The 16,437-nt window shown below is 65.4% G+C and carries 15 protein-coding genes; 8 read left to right on the top strand and 7 right to left on the bottom strand.

The genetic code is table 11. The features are described 5' to 3' along the window. Positions 1 to 6: 6 nt before the first annotated feature. The 8 genes from SZ60_RS03460 to SZ60_RS03425 all read left to right on the top strand — a co-directional run bounded on the left by SZ60_RS03460 (position 7) and on the right by SZ60_RS03425 (position 8,212). A complete protein-coding gene (locus SZ60_RS03460; protein WP_043593700.1) occupies positions 7 to 645 on the top strand; it encodes a low molecular weight phosphatase family protein in 639 nt (212 codons plus the stop codon). Continuing rightward, the gene (locus SZ60_RS03455) at positions 645 to 1,619 is read left to right on the top strand and encodes a hypothetical protein (protein ID WP_043593698.1); all 975 of its coding nucleotides are present in this window, start codon (positions 645 to 647) and stop codon (positions 1,617 to 1,619) included. The genes SZ60_RS03460 and SZ60_RS03455 overlap by 1 nt, the downstream gene beginning before the upstream one ends. Next, entirely contained in the window at positions 1,616 to 3,418 is a 1,803-nt protein-coding gene (locus tag SZ60_RS03450; protein WP_369700684.1) for a polysaccharide biosynthesis protein, read from the top strand. The genes SZ60_RS03455 and SZ60_RS03450 overlap by 4 nt, the downstream gene beginning before the upstream one ends. Further along, positions 3,415 to 4,548 (top strand): DegT/DnrJ/EryC1/StrS aminotransferase family protein, encoded by a 1,134-nt coding sequence (locus SZ60_RS03445; RefSeq protein ID WP_197073493.1) that lies wholly within the window; start codon positions 3,415 to 3,417, stop codon positions 4,546 to 4,548. The genes SZ60_RS03450 and SZ60_RS03445 overlap by 4 nt, the downstream gene beginning before the upstream one ends. After that, positions 4,545 to 5,177 (top strand): sugar transferase, encoded by a 633-nt coding sequence (locus tag SZ60_RS03440; protein WP_043593696.1) that lies wholly within the window; start codon positions 4,545 to 4,547, stop codon positions 5,175 to 5,177. The genes SZ60_RS03445 and SZ60_RS03440 overlap by 4 nt, the downstream gene beginning before the upstream one ends. Beyond that, a complete protein-coding gene (locus SZ60_RS03435; RefSeq protein WP_052505132.1) occupies positions 5,167 to 5,808 on the top strand; it encodes an acetyltransferase in 642 nt (213 codons plus the stop codon). The genes SZ60_RS03440 and SZ60_RS03435 overlap by 11 nt, the downstream gene beginning before the upstream one ends. Continuing rightward, the gene (locus SZ60_RS03430; RefSeq protein WP_043593691.1) at positions 5,805 to 7,070 is read left to right on the top strand and encodes a glycosyltransferase family 4 protein; all 1,266 of its coding nucleotides are present in this window, start codon (positions 5,805 to 5,807) and stop codon (positions 7,068 to 7,070) included. The genes SZ60_RS03435 and SZ60_RS03430 overlap by 4 nt, the downstream gene beginning before the upstream one ends. 86 nt (positions 7,071 to 7,156) lie before the next feature. Then, on the top strand, positions 7,157 to 8,212 hold the full coding sequence (locus SZ60_RS03425) for a glycosyltransferase (protein ID WP_197073492.1): 1,056 nt from the start codon (positions 7,157 to 7,159) through the stop codon (positions 8,210 to 8,212). Positions 8,213 to 8,456: 244 nt separating this feature from the next. Here the strand turns inward: SZ60_RS03425 and SZ60_RS03420 are convergent, their stop codons facing one another. The 7 genes from SZ60_RS03420 to SZ60_RS03390 all read right to left on the bottom strand — a co-directional run bounded on the left by SZ60_RS03420 (position 8,457) and on the right by SZ60_RS03390 (position 16,436). Beyond that, positions 8,457 to 9,692 (bottom strand): O-antigen ligase, encoded by a 1,236-nt coding sequence (locus SZ60_RS03420; RefSeq protein ID WP_156155469.1) that lies wholly within the window; start codon positions 9,690 to 9,692, stop codon positions 8,457 to 8,459. 117 nt (positions 9,693 to 9,809) lie between these two features. Continuing rightward, entirely contained in the window at positions 9,810 to 11,126 is a 1,317-nt protein-coding gene (locus SZ60_RS03415; protein ID WP_197073491.1) for a lipopolysaccharide biosynthesis protein, read from the bottom strand. Between the two features lie 63 nt (positions 11,127 to 11,189). Continuing rightward, complete coding sequence (locus SZ60_RS03410; protein ID WP_043593686.1) at positions 11,190 to 12,533, bottom strand: nucleotide sugar dehydrogenase; 1,344 nt, start codon at positions 12,531 to 12,533, stop codon at positions 11,190 to 11,192. A 10-nt stretch (positions 12,534 to 12,543) separates the two neighbouring features. Next, positions 12,544 to 13,539: a Gfo/Idh/MocA family protein gene (locus SZ60_RS03405; protein WP_043593684.1), complete on the bottom strand. Its 996-nt coding sequence runs from the start codon at positions 13,537 to 13,539 to the stop codon at positions 12,544 to 12,546. Then, positions 13,536 to 14,627 (bottom strand): DegT/DnrJ/EryC1/StrS aminotransferase family protein, encoded by a 1,092-nt coding sequence (locus SZ60_RS03400; protein ID WP_043593682.1) that lies wholly within the window; start codon positions 14,625 to 14,627, stop codon positions 13,536 to 13,538. Before SZ60_RS03400 ends, SZ60_RS03405 begins: the two co-directional genes overlap by 4 nt. Next, positions 14,624 to 15,214, bottom strand: a complete 591-nt coding sequence (locus SZ60_RS03395; protein WP_043593680.1) for an N-acetyltransferase — start codon at positions 15,212 to 15,214, stop codon at positions 14,624 to 14,626. Before SZ60_RS03395 ends, SZ60_RS03400 begins: the two co-directional genes overlap by 4 nt. A gap of 166 nt (positions 15,215 to 15,380) precedes the next feature. Beyond that, a complete protein-coding gene (locus SZ60_RS03390; RefSeq protein ID WP_052505126.1) occupies positions 15,381 to 16,436 on the bottom strand; it encodes an LCP family protein in 1,056 nt (351 codons plus the stop codon). Position 16,437 lies beyond the last annotated feature (1 nt).

Here is a 16,437-nt window from a genome sequence, read left to right as displayed (position 1 = left end):
CGCGAGATGTCGTTCCTGATCCCCCAGCCCACGCCGTCCACCTTCTCGCTGCTCACGGTCTGCACGGGCAACATCTGCCGGTCGCCCTTGGCCGAGCTCTACCTGCGCCGCGGTCTCTCGCCCCTCGACGACGTCGCCGTGTCGAGCGCGGGCACCATGGCCGTCGACGACGACGTGATGCCCGAGCAGGCCAGGGCCCTGGCCCGGTCGTTCGACCTCGAACCCGACGAGCATCGGGCGCGCTTCCTCTTCGAGCGCGACGTCCGCGGCGCCGACCTCGTCATCGCCCTGGCCCGCGAACACCGTCGCGCCGTGGTCTCGATGCACCCCCGGTCCAGCCGGTACACCTTCACGCTTCGCGAGGCCGCCCGCCTCGCTCGCGACGTGACCGATGTGCAGCTCGCCGACGCCCTGCCGGCGGGTGCCTCGACGGTGGCCGACCGGCTGCGGGCCACCGTCGCCCTGCTCGCCTCGCGACGCGGCTCGGTCGAGGCTCCGAACGATCCACTGGACGACGACGTGGTCGACCCGTATCGCCGCTCGGACGAGACGTTCGCCGCGTCGGGTCGCCAACTGGTGCCCGCGGCCGACACGCTCGTCGAGCTGCTGACCCGCGCCGCCGCCCTCGACGGGGGTGACCGCTGATGCCTGACGCTCGTCGCAAGCGGGGCTCGCAAGCCCGGGCCCGCCGCCGACTCGCCCTGATCGGCATCGGCGCCTTCGCCCTCGTCGACCTCGGACTCGTCGCGCTCGCGTTCACCCGCGAACCGTCTGGTCTGGCTGCCGACGCCCAACCCGCCGTCACGCCGACGCCCGTGCCGGTCGAGACCACAGTCGCGCCGGAACCGACCGAGACGCCGACGCCCGTGGCCGAGGCCGTCACCCCGACGCGACTGCTGTCGGCGGTCGATGCCGTCACCGCATGGCGGGCCGAGTCCGGCACGTGCACGCCCGGGAGGGCGGGGCCGTCCCCCACGCTCGAACTGACGACGTCAGCCGGGGCGACCTGGTCGCCGCTGTCGGTGTCCACCAGCGGAGACCCAGCTGCCATCGACCGGGTGCAGGCCATGGACGCGGTATCGGCCTTCGTCGTCGGCCCGGCCGGCACGACCTGCGCCACGGCGTTCTCGCAGACCTTTTCGGGCGGGGCCGAGTTCCGCGACTACCCCGAGCGACTGGCCGCCTCGTGGTTCGTCGCGCGGTCCACCCCGGGCACCGTGCACTCCCCTGCGGGTGACCGTCCAGCTCCGTGCGCGGCGGTCGTCGACCTCGCGGTCATCAGCGACACCGAAGCCGGCGTGCTGTGCAGCGACCGCCGGTTCTTCCGGACGACTGACGGCGCGAGCACCTGGGATTCCGGGACGGCAGTCGAGGGCGCAGTGGCCGTGACCGCGGACGTGGGCACCTACCTCGTCGCCTCGGTCGGCGCTGCCGACTGCGAGGGAACCGCGGTCTCCGTACCCGCGTCCGCACCGGGCGCCGACTCGACACGCGTAGGCTGCGCTCCGGCATCCTCCGCAACCCCGGGTTCTGTCACCCTGTCCGCCGGGACGGACGCCTTGTGGCTGTGGGCCGACGACACCGTGCTGATTTCGACCAACGGTGGGGTGACCTGGTGATCGACCGGTTCATGGCCTCACCGGCCCGGCGCACCGGCCTGCAGGTCGCGCTCGATGCCCTGGTCTGGGTCGTCGCGATCGTCTTCGCCGTGTCGCTGCGCTACGACTTCTCGTACGACGCCGTCACGTGGACCGCGGTCCTCGGCGTCGCCACCGTGACCGTCCTGCTCGGCGCGGCGCTCGGCTATGCGACCGGGCTCTACCGTCGCCGGTTCGTACCGGGCAGCTTCGCCGAGGTGCGCACCATCATGCGGGTCGTGGTCGTGACCGGGATCGCCGTGGGTGTCCCGGTGCTGGTGTTCGGGACGGAGATCATGCTGGCGCGAAGCACGATGTTGATCGCCCTGCCGGTCGCCTTCGTCTTCATGGGGGCGCTGCGCTACGTGGCGCGCCTTTACGTCGACAGTCAGCACCGTCCGGGCGAGGGAGCCCAGCCGACTCTGATCTTCGGCGCGGGTCGTCTGGCGAACCACCTCATCCGCCGCATGCTGACGGACCCCGAATCGCCGTACCTCCCCGTGGGCCTGATCGACGACGACCCTTCTCGGGCGGGGTTGCGCATCGAGGGCGTCCATGTCGTGGGCACGCGTCACGACCTCGTCGCCGCGGCCGAGCGGAGTGGGGCGAAGGCGATCATCGTCGGCATCGCCAAGGCCGATGCTCCCCTGTTGCAGGACGTCACCGACCGGGCGGCCGAGGCCGGCCTTCGGGTGATGGTGCTGCCGCTGCTGGACGAGATCCTCGAGGGCAGGTCGCGACTCGGCGACGTGCGCGACATCGCGATCGAGGACATCATCGGCCGCCACCCCGTCGACACTCAGGTCGAATCGATCGCGGGCTACCTGGCGGGCAAGCGCGTGCTCGTGACCGGCGCCGGCGGCTCGATCGGCAGCGAGCTGTGCCGCCAGATCGCCAAGTTCGGCCCGTCCGAGCTGATCATGCTCGACCGTGACGAGACCGGCCTGCAGCAGTCACAGTTGTCGATCTCGGGCAACGGCCTGCTCGACACGAGAGAGGTCGTGCTCGCCGACATCAGGGACGCGGACGCGCTGCGAGCGATCTTCGCGGACCGTCGACCCGAGGTGGTCTTTCATGCGGCGGCACTTAAGCACCTGCCGATGCTCGAGCAGTACCCGGACGAGGCGTGGAAGACCAACGTGCTCGGCACGCAGAACGTGCTGGACGCGAGCAAGGCGGTCGGGGTGACGACCTTCGTCAACATCTCGACCGACAAGGCCGCGAACCCGACGAGCGTGCTCGGGCACTCTAAGCGGCTCGCCGAGCGGTTGACCGCGTGGGCCGCGGACGAGACCGGTGCGCGCTACCTGTCGGTGCGGTTCGGCAACGTGCTCGGCAGCCGCGGGTCGATGCTGCCCGTGTTCACGTCCCTGATCGAGGCCGGTGGCCCGCTGACCGTCACACACCCCGACGTGACGCGGTTCTTCATGACCATTCCCGAGGCGTGCCACCTCGTGGTGCAGGCCGGTGGCATTGGGGCGCCCAGCGAGGTCCTCATCCTCGACATGGGCGAGCCCGTGCGCATCCTCGACATCGCCGAGCGGATGATCGCCATGTCGGGCAGGGACATCGGCATCGTCTACACCGGTCTGCGCGAGGGCGAGAAGATGCACGAGGAACTCGTCGGCCTCGGCGAGAGCGACAACCGTCCCGTCCACCCGAAGATCTCGCACACTGCCGTCCCCGCTTTGCACCCGTCTCAACTCGACGGCGTGCACGCTCACTCGGGCCCGTGGACCGCGGAGCTCAGTCTCAACCCGAAACAGGAAGTACCCGAGTGACCGAACGGATCTACATGAGCTCGCCCGACGTGGGCGAACTCGAGCAGCAGTACGTTCTGGCGGCCATGGCCGGCGGCTGGATCGCTCCCCTGGGCCCGGACGTCGACGCCTTCGAGCGCGAAGTCGCCGAGCGGGTCGGGGTAGGGCACGGCGTGGCCCTCAACTCGGGCACGTCGGCCCTGCACGTCGCTCTCGTCGCCTGGGGCGTGGGACCGGGTGACGTCGTGCCCACGTCCTCGATGACCTTCGCCGCAACGGCGAACGCCATCGCCTACACGGGCGCCGAGCCGTACTTCGTCGACTGTGACCCCGAGACCGGCAACATGGACCCGGTCCTGCTCTCCGGTGTTCTCGACGAGCTCACGGCCTCGGGCGAACGAGTGGGCGCGGTCGTGCCCGTCGACCTGCTCGGGAAGGCCGTCGACTACACCGCCATCACCGAGCTCACCGATCGACACGGCGTGCGACTGCTCGTCGACGCAGCGGAGTCGCTCGGCGCATCTCATCGAGGACGTGCCGCCGGATCGTTCGGCGATGCGTCCGCGGTCTCGTTCAACGGCAACAAGATCATGACGACATCGGGCGGCGGCATGTTACTGACCGACGACGGAGACCTGGCGCAGCGTGTGCGTTACCTGTCGACGCAGGCCCGACAGCCCGTCGCCCATTACGAGCACACCGAGATCGGCTATAACTACCGTCTCAGCAACCTGTTGGCGGCCCTCGGACGGGCACAGCTGACCCGACTCGACAAGATGATCGCTCGGCGCCGAGAGATGCGTGAGTTGTACGCCTCGCTCTTCGCCGGGGTCGAGGGTGTCGAGATCTTCGGTCGCGACGGCGACGAATTCGACAACGTGTGGCTGACATCGATCCTCGTCGACCGTTCGGTCACCGGTTGGGCGCCGGCCGATCTGTCGGCCTGGTTGGCCGAGGTGCAGATCGAGTCGCGTCCGTTGTGGAAGCCCATGCACCTGCAGCCCGTGTTCGTGTCGGCTCGTGCGCGCGTGACGGGTGCCTCCGAGCGACTCTTCGAGCTCGGGCTGACGCTGCCGAGCGGTTCGGCTCTCGACGCCGGGCAGCGAGATCGCGTCCAGGACCGCATCCAGTCCTTCTTGGACGCCTCATGAAGGCAGGGCTCGCAGATCGAATTGCCAAGCGTACAATCGACGTCGCCGTCGCCGGTGGCGGGCTGGTCGTCACCGCCCCCGTCCAACTCGTGTTGGCCGCCGTCATCGCCCGACGCCTAGGGCGGCCGGTGCTGTTCGTCCAGGCGCGCCCGGGCAAGGGCGCCAAGGTCTTCGACCTAGTGAAGTTCCGCACGATGTTGCCCGTCGACGAGGCCCGCGGCTTGGTGACGGACAAGGACCGCATGACGGCTTTCGGAGCCATCCTGCGCTCGACGAGCCTCGACGAACTACCCACGTTGTGGAACGTGCTGCGGGGCGACATGAGCCTCGTCGGACCGCGCCCCTTGCTCGTTCGCTATCTCGAGCGCTACTCCCCCAGGCAGGCTCGCCGTCACGACGTCCGCCCCGGCGTGACCGGACTCGCCCAGGTCAACGGCCGCAATGCGATCTCGTGGGCGGACAAGCTCGAGCTCGACGTGCGCTACGTCGAGACCAGGTCGTTCGTAGGTGATCTGCGGATTCTCTTGTCGACGGTGAGGAAAGTCCTCCGCCGGGAGGGCATCACGGACTCGACCTCGGTGACGTCGGCTGAATTCGTCGGCAATGGGGGCGTGCTCCATGAACATTGACATCGTCGTCGTCGGGGCCGGCGGTTTCGGGCGCGAGACGCTGGACGTCCTGGACGCCATCGAGAAGCAGTCCCCGGGGAGCTGGCATGTTCTCGGCGTCGTGGACGACGCCCCCTCCGAGTCCGCCCTCCTTCTCCTCTCTCGACGCGGCATCCGCTGGTTGGGCCCTCTTGCCGAGTGGCTTCTCACGAACCCGTCAGCGGCCTATGTCATCGCGGTCGGTTCGCCAGCGAGTCGAGCCCAGATCGCAGATCAGATCGGTTCCCATGGCCTCACCGCCGCAACGGTGATTCATCCCAGAGCTGAGATCGGCACTCTGACGAGCGTAGGTGAAGGGTCGGTCATTTGTGCCGGGACTCAAGTGTCGACGGGCGTCGAGATCGGTCCGCACGTGCACCTCAATCCAAACTCGACGATCGGGCACGACGCTCGGTTGGAAGCCTGCGTCTCGGTGAATCCAGGCGCAATCATTTCAGGAGGCGTCGTCATCCTGGACGAAAGTCTGGTCGGCGCCGGTGCTGTGATTCTGCAGGGCCTCCACGTGGGTCGTGGCGCGACGGTCGGTGCCGCTGCCTGCGTTACGCGTGATGTACCGGCCTTTACCACCGTGAAAGGTGTTCCCGCACGATGACCGAGGAGCGACGCCGACCACACCTGTGGTTCGTCAACCACTACGCCGTGCACCCGGACGTCCATGGCCGAAGCGGACGTCATTACAGGCTGGCTCAGCACCTCGAGAGCCTCGGTTGGCGTGTCACTGTCATCGCGGCCAGCACAGATCATCCAAGTGGACGTCAGCTGTCTCCCCGCGGTGCCACGCTGGGTGGTGACGAACACGGCCCCCTCTTCCGCCTGCTCGAGGCGCCTGCGTACGAGAAAGGTGGTTTCAGTCGAGTCATCAACATGGTCACGTTCTCGGCGCGACTCCTCGCCTTGCGAAACCTCGACTCCCCTGACCTCGTGATCGGAAGTACGGTTCATCCGCTCGCGGCTTGGGCTGCGTCCACCGTGGCCCGACGCAAGGCGGTCCCATTCGTCTTCGAGACGCGTGATCTTTGGCCAGAGACTCTCATCGACATGGGGGCGATCACGCGCCACCATCCGCTGGCCCACATTCTCAGGTGGATCGAGAAGAGAACCATCGAGCGCTCGCAGCTGGTCATCTCACCTCTGCCAGGGGTGGGTGACTATCTCAAAGCCTGGGGCCACGACGTGCCATTCGTCTGGATCAGCAACGGTGTCGAGCCCGGCGAAGCGTCTACGCCACCTGCCGACGAGGCGGCCGGCCCGACTTTCACCTACTTCGGCTCGATCGGCCGAGCCAACGCTGTCGACACGTTAGTAGAGGCCTTCGAGTTGTACCTCGCCAGGGGCGGAAGCCCGCATGCGCGGCTCCGACTGGTGGGTGACGGGGCCGACTTCGACGAGATCAAGCGCCGGGCCACGACCTCGCAATGGGGGTCTCAGATTCGATTGCAAGGTGCAGTGCCGCAATCTCAGCTCACGCAGATCTCGGCTGACAGTGACGCACTCATTGCCAACATGCTCGATCTGCCCCTCTACAAGTACGGGATATCGCTGAACAAGCTGTTCGAGTACCTCTCTGCCGCCCGTCCGATCATCTTCGCTAGCAACGCATCCAACAATCCGGTCGCGGATGCCTCCGCTGGATTCGTGGTCCCCGCAAACGACGTCTCGGCGATCGCCGAAGCGATGCAGCAGCTGCAAGACACCCCAGCCGCCGAACGAGCCGCAATGGGTTCGCGCGGTCGAGAGTACGTCAAGAGCGAATACGACTACTCGGTCCTCGCCCGGCGCCTGTCTCGGGCCCTGGTCCCCCTTTTGGAGCCGAAATCGGCGACTCATACCGCCCCAACTACGCCTCCGGATTGATAGCCATGATTCAACAACGCAACCGCGTCGCTCACGTCTCTTCCGCACACCCTTGGACCGACAACCGAGTGCATCTTCGTGAGGCCGTGTCTCTTCACGACGCGGGATACGACGTCGTCCTCATCGCGGTTGAGTCGAGCGAAAAAGCCCAGCTCTCTTCGGTCAAAGTGAAACTCATTCCTCGACGGACGCGTCTCCGGCGTTTGACCATCAGCAGCCTGCAGGCCGTGTTTCTCGCCGTAAGGTCGCAGGCGTCAGTCGTACATCTGCACGATCCCGAACTCATCTGGGCTATCCCGGTGCTTCGCACGCTGGGGCGTAAGGTCATCTTCGACGCCCACGAAGACCTGCCCTCTCAGATAATGGACAAGCACTACCTGCCCAAGCCTTTGCGCAGTGCTGTCGCTCGAGCTGCCGGAATTCTCACCCTCGTCGCGTCGTCGAGTGACCACGTGATCGCCGCCACCGAGACCATTGCCCGCAGGTTTCCCGCCGCAAAGACCACCGTCGTGAAGAACTACCCGAGACTGCGACAGCAAGACGCCGATCTCCCTAACTTGGACGACCGTCCCCTGCACGTGGTCTACGTCGGAGCCATCAGCGACACTCGCGGCGCTCAAGTCATGGCTGCTGCCGTGGACGACAACGCTTTCCCTTCTGACTGGAAGTTGAGTCTTGCCGGTCACTTCGTGCCTGCGAGCACGGCCGACCTGTTCTCGAACGTTCTGCATGTGGAACGCACCGAAGTGCACGGCAAGGTTTCGCCCGCCGAAGCACGCGACCTCCTCGTCCAGGCCCGCGTTGGTCTCGTCGTGCTCCAGGACACAGTGGCGTACCGGGACTCCCTTCCGACGAAGATGTTCGAGTACATGGCCGCCGGCTTGCCAGTCATAGCGTCCGATTTTCCCCTCTGGCGCTCCATCCTCGAGCCTCTCGACTGCGCGACCTTTGTCGACGAGACTTCATCCGAGGCGGTCGCCATCGCTGTGTCTGCGTACGCGAACGACTTGGAGCTACTTCACCGTCATGGAGAGAATGCGAAGCGAGCAGCTTTAGCGGAACTCAACTGGACCAGCCAGGAGAAGACTCTCCTAGCGGTTTACGAACTCCTCGTCAGCGTGCCAACCGTCCAGAAGAAGTAATGCGCTGTCTCGCCTGACGATTGTCTTCAATTTTTACGGCTCGGCCATGCTGACCTCTGAACCACGAGAATCAACCCTCCTTTGACTGGCGGTCCGTCAGACCTTCGACTCCTATGCGGCCGAGAGCTAACGAATGGGCATAGTCGGACAATGGTTTGCTGTCGGGCCGAGGGCTTGCTTCTACGCGCCCATGAACGAGCAGCCTCGGACGTGTCCTAATCGCTCGTGCATTGAGCAGGCTTTTTTAGTGTCGCTGCAGACTCTTGTCAGGTCGACTTCGTGCGTCTACGACACCGTCTCTACGGTGGTCAAGGGGAACGATCCAAGACAGAGCCAACGTGGCCCACATCATTCTGTTGTCATTCACGTCGCCTGAAACCATGGCATTCACAACGAAATAGACGCCCATCGCGAACAGGACCACTCCGACTGGGGTCACGGCCTGCCGACGCAATCGAACCAAGGACAGGACCAAAAACACCACAGTCGCCAGACCTGCGATCCAGCCACCTTCCACGAGGGTTTCGAGCACGACGTTGTGCGCATACTGGCGGTCACCGGAGTCCAATGCTTCACCATTGCGAAGAACAGAGGAGAAGTTGGCCCAGCCCACACCGGTGAAAGACTGGGGCACGTCGGAGATGTATCGCGTTGCCGCAGCCCAGATGGCATCTCGCGAAGCTGTGGCAGAGCCATCAGAAGCGAAAGCACCCTGGATTCGCTCAATACCCGAGCTACTGCTCCTCGTTATGAACAGCCATGCGACAACTAGTCCAATGGCAACAAGCAGGATTCGCCGGAACTTGCCCTGGCGACTGACGAACACCGCCACAGCCACGACAGCTAGAGCGGCCGCAAACACTGGTCCTCGTGAGCCCGACTCCAACATGCCGTAGGCGAACACGACAGCCAGGGCGGCTAGAGCGATCCGAGAGGCGCCGCGGGACACCAGTAGAAGGCTGAAGGCGATGACGAGCGCAGCTCCTGTGGCGCGGCCGGCCGTGATCGTGTTCGACCCCTCTGCGGCAAGCCGCCCCAGGGTGACTTCGAGATTCGGAAAAATAAGACCGTTAAGGAGGACGGCCGCACCCAACACCACAAACCACATGACCCAATAGCGCCGACGTCGCTCGTTGGCTAGAAGATAGAACGACCCTGCCACGGCAATCACCGTCAACAGCATCCCCTGGAGCTTGTCGCTCGCGTAATCGTTCTGAACCCCAAAGAACCAGCCCGGCAGAAAAGCCACCAGAAACAGAACGGCTTTCGGCTCAACAACGAACGACGTCCCGGCCCTGACAAGCCGTATAGCTATTCCCAGGACGACAAGCGAGGCACTCGCGAGCGTTAGATCGAACGGCAGCCAACCGAGGGCTGGGCTGCTTTTGACAGCACCTGAGAAGAGAAGAAGAACGCAGGAGAACGGGACCACGGCGTCTACGACATGGGCTCTGGTAAGAGCTCCATTCTGCTTACGCACTATGACTCCTTACCGCTGGCACCAACGTGCCAACCGGGTGGGCAGCAGTATTGCAGGAGAGATGGCTCGCCGGCGGTGCTCGAAAACGTTGACGACGCCAAGGCTTGCTTGGCCCGTCTAGGAAACGCTTGAGACATCGATTTCTCCCCTCCCATCGTGGTTAGCGACAGTTATGCGAATGAGGACCAACAGCGCCACGTACATAATCGATTGGACGCTCGCGAGAACAACGATGGCCGTCGTGAGCGACGCTCCGAGGCTGCTCACCATGGCAACTGCGCCGATGACGATGATCGATCGGCTGAGGTCCCAAGCGAGCTGGACCTTCGTTCGGTCGATGAGCAGCAGCACCCGGCTTACGGGCACCACCACCAACTGGAGGGCATACGTGAGGGCGAAAATACGTGCGTACTGGCCTGCCGTTCGCCATTCGTCGCCGAAGACAATGGAGAAGATCGACGGCCCGCCCACGATGATTGCGATTAGTGGTAGAACGACGATGAGGGCCAAGAAAAACTCGGTTCGGTTCAGCAAGGGTCCGATGCGTGCACGTCCACGAATGAGGACACCAAGAGAGCCCTCGACGTATTGAGCTGTAGCGTCAGCGATGATGCCGACAGGGGCAGCCAGGACGCGCATCGTCAACGCAACGAAACCTATCTCGTAAAGCCCGTAAGCGGCCGTCAACACAAGGATGGGCGCCTGAAGCCCCACGACGTTGAGCAACGAGGACCACGTGGAGACGAGTGGCAGTCGGCGGAATCTTGCTGAGGCCACTGCGAACATGCGGCCCGGAGGAATGGGCTTTGTACGTGGAACAAGTTCCGTAACGGGTTTGCGGACCCTCACCGCACCACCCACCGCAAAGATCCGACCGACAGCTGTTCCGAGGGTGAGCCCCAAAGAACCACCGACGCTTGCCAACCCCATCAGGATGTTGAAAGCGACCTGAGCCCATCCCTGCATCGCATTCCGGATCCCAAGGCGGCCATAAGCTTGGCGGCGGGTGAGCGTGCTCGAGTAGATCTTGAAGAGCGCGATGGCCATGACGGTGACGGGGATCAACCACCAGTCTCGCGTCAGGAACGGTGCACTGAAGGTCGTCGCCAGCCAGTCTCTCGAAAGCCAGGCCACGAGCGCCAGCACGCTGGATAGGACAACGGCAGAGGCCAGAGCGAGCCACACGAGCGACCTGGCGATTCCCGGGCTCCGGGGCACGACGACAGCACGTTCCCAATTCAACGTGACCACGGCCCCTCCGATCGCTGAGAGGGACGTGATCACGGCCAGAGATCCGAAATCTGCGGCGTCATAGAGCCTGGTGAGCAAGGGCGAGGACAGGACGATGATGCCTTGACCGGCAATGCTGCCGGCCAGGATGAGAGCGACACCACTTCTCAGCCGCGTGGGCAGGCGAAATTTGGCTTTTGGCAACGACCTGTTCTCACCTCCTGAATGTTCCACGCTGATGCTTGTGCCGGTTTTACCGGCTCCGGGTCAGACGGCGCTGCGATTAATGTCGCCAGAGCGCGCGGCCGCGCCATCACCCAATCGGACGAACGTTGCCTCGCCCCAGGCCCCCGAATCAAGACCCCGTCGACCGTCGATCACGGTGCGCACGCCGGGCGCCTGCTCGTGGCTCCAGTTCTGGTAGACCTCGTGATCCGCCTGCAGGACGAGCGCGTCAGCGGCCTGTCCCTCCTGGAACGACTCGAATCCGTACGCCGCCAGCTCATCGGATGTGTAGAGGGGGTCATTGACGAGCACACGAGCCCCTCGTGCCCTCAGTGCATCGACGGCATCGAAGATGCCCGAGAAGGCTGTCTCCTTGACGCCACCGCGATAGGCGGCCCCGAGGACGGCGACGGTCTCGCCCGTCAGGTCTCCGTGCAGCGCCGCCAAGGCATCGATGGTGCGAGCAGGCATCGCGACGTTCGCGGCACGGGCCGCGCTGACGATCGTGGCCCCAGGGTCGTTCCAGAGGTAGAGACGCGGGTAGACCGGGATGCAGTGCCCTCCGACGGCGATCCCGGGCCGGTGGATGTGGCTGTAGGGCTGCGAGTTGCACGCGTCGATCACTGCGTGGACGTCGATGCCCACACGATCGGCGTACAGCGCGAACTCGTTCGCGAGTCCGATGTTGACGTCCCGGTAGGTCGTCTCGGCAAGCTTCGCGAGTTCGGCCGCTTCCGCGCTGCCCAGGTCCCACACGCCGTTCGCCCGCGGCAGGTCGGCACGCTCGTCGAAGTCGAGGACGGCCTCGTAGAAGTCTCGAGCCTGGCGCGCACCCTCGACGCTCAGCCCGCCGATCAGTTTCGGGTACTTGCGCAGATCGCTGAAGACGCGCCCGGTCAAGACACGTTCGGGTGAGAACACGACGTGGAAGTCCGTGCCTTCGGCGAGTCCACTACCTTCAGCCAGGAGTGGAACCCATCGGTCTCGGGTGGTGCCGACAGGCAGGGTCGTCTCGTACGAGACGAGGGTTCCCGGGGTCATGTGCTCGGCGATCGACCGCGTGGCGGAGTCCATCCACCCGAAGTCGGGTCGTGCTTCGTCGTCGACGAACAGCGGTACGACGACGACCACGACGTCGCTGTCGGCGATGGCATCGCCGTAGTTTGTGACGGCCTTGAGCAGCCCGCGAGGCACCACGTCACGCAGTGCGTCGGCGAGACCGTGTTCGCCGGGGAACGGCTCGACAGCGCCGTTCACCAGATCCACGACCCTCTGGTCGATGTCGACGCCGGAGACCGCGTGGCCCTTGGACGCGAACTGGACCGCGAGGGGCAGGCCGATCTTTCCGAGGCCGACGACGGAGATGTTGAGGACGTTCTTGCTCATGGGTTCCCGTTCAGATCGTGATGGCGGTGGAGGTGCGCGACGCTTCGACGACCGCTTCGGCGACTCGGAGCGTGTCGAGCCCGTCCCGCAAAGTGACAATGTCGTTCGCGCGACCAAGGATGGCGTCGCGGAAGGCTTCGTGCTCGACGAGCAACGGCTCCCGCTTCGTCAGGGCATAGCGGACCATCTCGCCTTCGGACACCCCCCGGAACGCGGCGATCGAATCCCAGCTCGTCGACACGGTTCCGTTGGCGAAGAAGGTCAGGTCGGCCGTGATGGTGTCGGCGACGAACGTTCCCTTCTCCCCCGTGACCGTCGTGACGCGCTCTTTCAACGGCGAGAGCCAGTTCACGAGGTGGTTCGTGACGATGCCGTTGCGAAGGCGACCCGAGACAGACACGAGGTCCTCGTTAGGGCGGCCGCTGCGATGGGCACTCTGGGCGAAGATGGTCTCGAATCCGCTCTGTGCCAACCAGGCCGTAAGGTCGATGTCGTGCGTGGCCAGGTCCTTGACGACACCGACGTCCGCGATCCGGGCAGGGAAGGGACCCTGCCGCCTCGTCGCGATCTGGTAGACCTCGCCGAGATCGCCTGCCGCGATGCGGGACCGGAGGCTCTGCAGGGCGGGGTTGTAACGCTCGATGTGCCCCACGGCACCGACCAGGCCCGCGGCGTCGAAGGCCTCGACCAGTCGCCGGCCGGCGTCGACGTCGTGCGCGACGGGTTTCTCGATCAGGCAGTGGACCCCCGCCGCGGCCAGGGTAAGACCGATCTCTTCGTGGAAGATCGTCGGCACCGCGACCACGGCCGCGTCGATGCCGTGCTCGATGGCCTGCTCGACGGTGGTGAACAGGGGAACACCCTGGCCGAGCGCCCTGTGTGTGTCTCCTTGGGCGTCGACGGCCGCGACGAGTTCGACCCCGTCCACTCCCCGAAGCACCCTCGCATGATGGCGGCCCATCATGCCCAGGCCGACCAGAGCGACCTTGATGACCGCCCCCATCATGCACCTGCCGTGGCGAGGATGTTCACGGCGTCGACGATGCGATCGATCTCGGTCTCGTTGAGCGACGGGTGCACGGGGATCGAGAGCACCTCGCGTGCTGCCTTCTCGGTCTCCGGAAGATCGACACCGCGCGCGAAGGACGGCAGTCGGTGGTTCGGCACGGGGTAGTACACGCCGCTTCCGACAGCGAATTCGCTCTTGAGCGCTGCCGCGAAGCCGTCTCGGTCGTCTTCGACACGGATCGTGTACTGGTGGTAGACGTGACCGGCGCCTGCAGCAACGGGAGGCGTGACCACTCCCCGGAGCCGGCGATCGAACTCGGCCGCGTGGGCCCGACGCGATTGCGTCCAACCGGCCAATTTGCGGAGTTGCGTCCTGCCGATGGCGGCGTGGAGGTCGGTCATGCGCATGTTGAAGCCCACCAGCTCGTTCTGGTACTGGCGGTCCATCCCCTGGTTGCGCAGCAGGCGGATCGTCCGTTCGACAGTCGCGTCGTCCACGGTGAGCATGCCGCCCTCTCCCGAAGTCATGTTCTTGGTGGGGTAGAGGCTGAACGCCCCGAACACACCGAACGTGCCGACTTGCTGGCCGTCCCACGTCGCACCGTGCGCTTGGGCTGCGTCTTCGAAGATGCGGAGGCCCTTGTCCGTGGCGAGGGCCGAGAGGGCGGTCATGTCGGCGGACTGCCCATAGAGGTGCACGGGCATCACTCCGACCGTGCGATCCGTGACGAACGACTCGACAGAGGCTGCATCGAGACAGAACGTCGCGGGGTCGATGTCGGCGAAGACGGGCGTCGCTCCGGTGAGGGCAACGGAGTTCGCCGTGGCCGCGAACGTGAAGGACGGGACGATGACCTCGTCACCAGGCCCGACTCCCGCAGCGAGGAGGCCCAGGTGGAGGGCGGAGGTGCCCGAGTTGACCGCAACCGATGAACGACCGCGAGTTAGCTCGGCCGAGAACTCCTGCTCGAACGCAGCGACCTCCGGCCCCTGTGCCAACATGCCGGAACGGAGGACGGCGTCGACCGCCTCTCGCTCGTCGTCACCGATCAGCGGGCGTGCGGACGGTATGAATTCCATGGTCATTTCGTGATCTCCATCAGCACGCCATCGCGCTCTTTGTATCGTTCTCGAGTCGTCTCGTCGAGCCAGGCGGTGCCCTCGGTGACCAGCCGACGACCACTCTTGCCCACCCACCCGATGCGTCGGGCGGGAACGCCGACGACGAGTGCGTGGTCGGGCACGTCTCGCGTGACCACTGCACCGGCTGCGACGGTGGCCCATCGTCCGATCTCCACCGGGGCGACGCACACGGCGCGGGCGCCGATCGATGCACCCTCCGAAACGGACACCCCTGTCGGTGTCCAGTCGTCCGCATCCTTGGCCGAACCATCCGCATTGACGGCTCGGGGGTAGGTGTCGTTCGTGAAGATCACACCGGGCCCGACGAACACGCCGTCGGCGAGTACCGCGGGGGCGTAGAGCAGGGCCGCGTTCTGCACCTTGCACCGGTCGCCCAAGCGCACGCCCTCGTCGATGTAGGCCGCGCGACCGACGACGCAGTCGAGGCCGATCACGGCGTGCTCGCGCACTTGGGCGAGGTCCCATATCTTCGTACCCGAACCGATCCTCGAGGTCGGGTGGACTTGTGCCGAGTCGGCGATGAAGCTCATCGGCCAGAACCGGTCGGTGGGAGGCGAGCAAGGCTTCCCTCTGTCGCGACGGCTTCGTTCATGTGCACTGGCTTTCTCTTGAGGTGACCGCGCCGAGGTGGTGAGAAACGACGAGGGCCGGCTGATGCCGAGAGGACCGACCGAGTCGTCGACTGACGCTGCCGAATCAGTTCTGCGCGATCGGCAGGGTGTTCAACGAGTCGTTGGCCAGAGCGGCCTTGACGGCGTCGAGGCCGGACTGGTCGACGTTCACGATGGACTGGCCGCCCACCGAGCCGGTGCCAGCGGTCGGCACCGTGAAGAAGTGCATCTTCGATGCGTCGATCGACCGCAGACTGACGCCGAGCGAGGCGATCGTTCCGATGTCGAATTCTCTGTCGACGGTGAGGTACGGCGACATCGCCGTGACGAAGGCCGAGACCTTGCCGGGGTCGGTCAGTGTCGACCGGCTCAGGATCGTGTTGGCCAGACCCTTGACGAACGCCTGCTGGTTCTTGACCCGGGTGAAGTCCGCGTCCGCGAACGCGTAGCGCTCACGGACGAACGCCAGCGCCGCGTCGCCTTCGAGTTTGTTGAGTCCGGCCACGTAGGAAAAGCCGCCCTTGGTCGAGAAGGCCTGCGGCGAGAACACGTCGACCCCGCCCAGCGCCGTCGTCATGCCCTTGAAGCCCTCGAAGTCGATGATGGCGACGTGGTCGATGCGGACGCCGAGCAGCTGCTCAACCGTCTGGACCGTCAAGGGCGAACCGCCGTACGCAAAGGCCGCGTTGATCTTGTTCGAGCCGTGGTCAGGGATCGGCACGTAGAGGTCGCGCATGATCGACATCACGTAGACGTTCTCGCGGTCGGCGTCGACGTGCACCAGCATCATCGAGTCGGTCCGCTGGTCCGACGACGACGGGTCGTCGATGGTCGTCGCGTCGGCCCGGGAGTCCGAACCCATCAGCAGGATGTTCATCGCCCCGTCGGGTGCCGGCGCCGGACGCGTCGACTCCTCGGGGAAGGCCTGCTCGATCTTCGTCGCGTTGTCGTTGAACGAGTTCGCCAGCCGGGACGCGTAGACGCCGCCCACGACCCCGATGATCACGATGACCCCCACCAGCACCGACGCCAGCGTGATCAGAGCGATGACCGGCTTCGAGCGACGCCGCTTGCGCTTCTTCTGCGGCGTCGGCTCGCCACCGTCGCCCTCGTCCGGCGTCAGCGTGAAGATGTCGCTCATG

This window comes from Frigoribacterium sp. MEB024, assembly GCF_000878135.1.
Classification (GTDB): Bacteria; Actinomycetota; Actinomycetes; order Actinomycetales; family Microbacteriaceae; genus Frigoribacterium.
The sequence above is the reverse complement of the archived record's forward strand: the minus strand, read 5'-3'. Positions and strand labels throughout refer to the sequence as shown.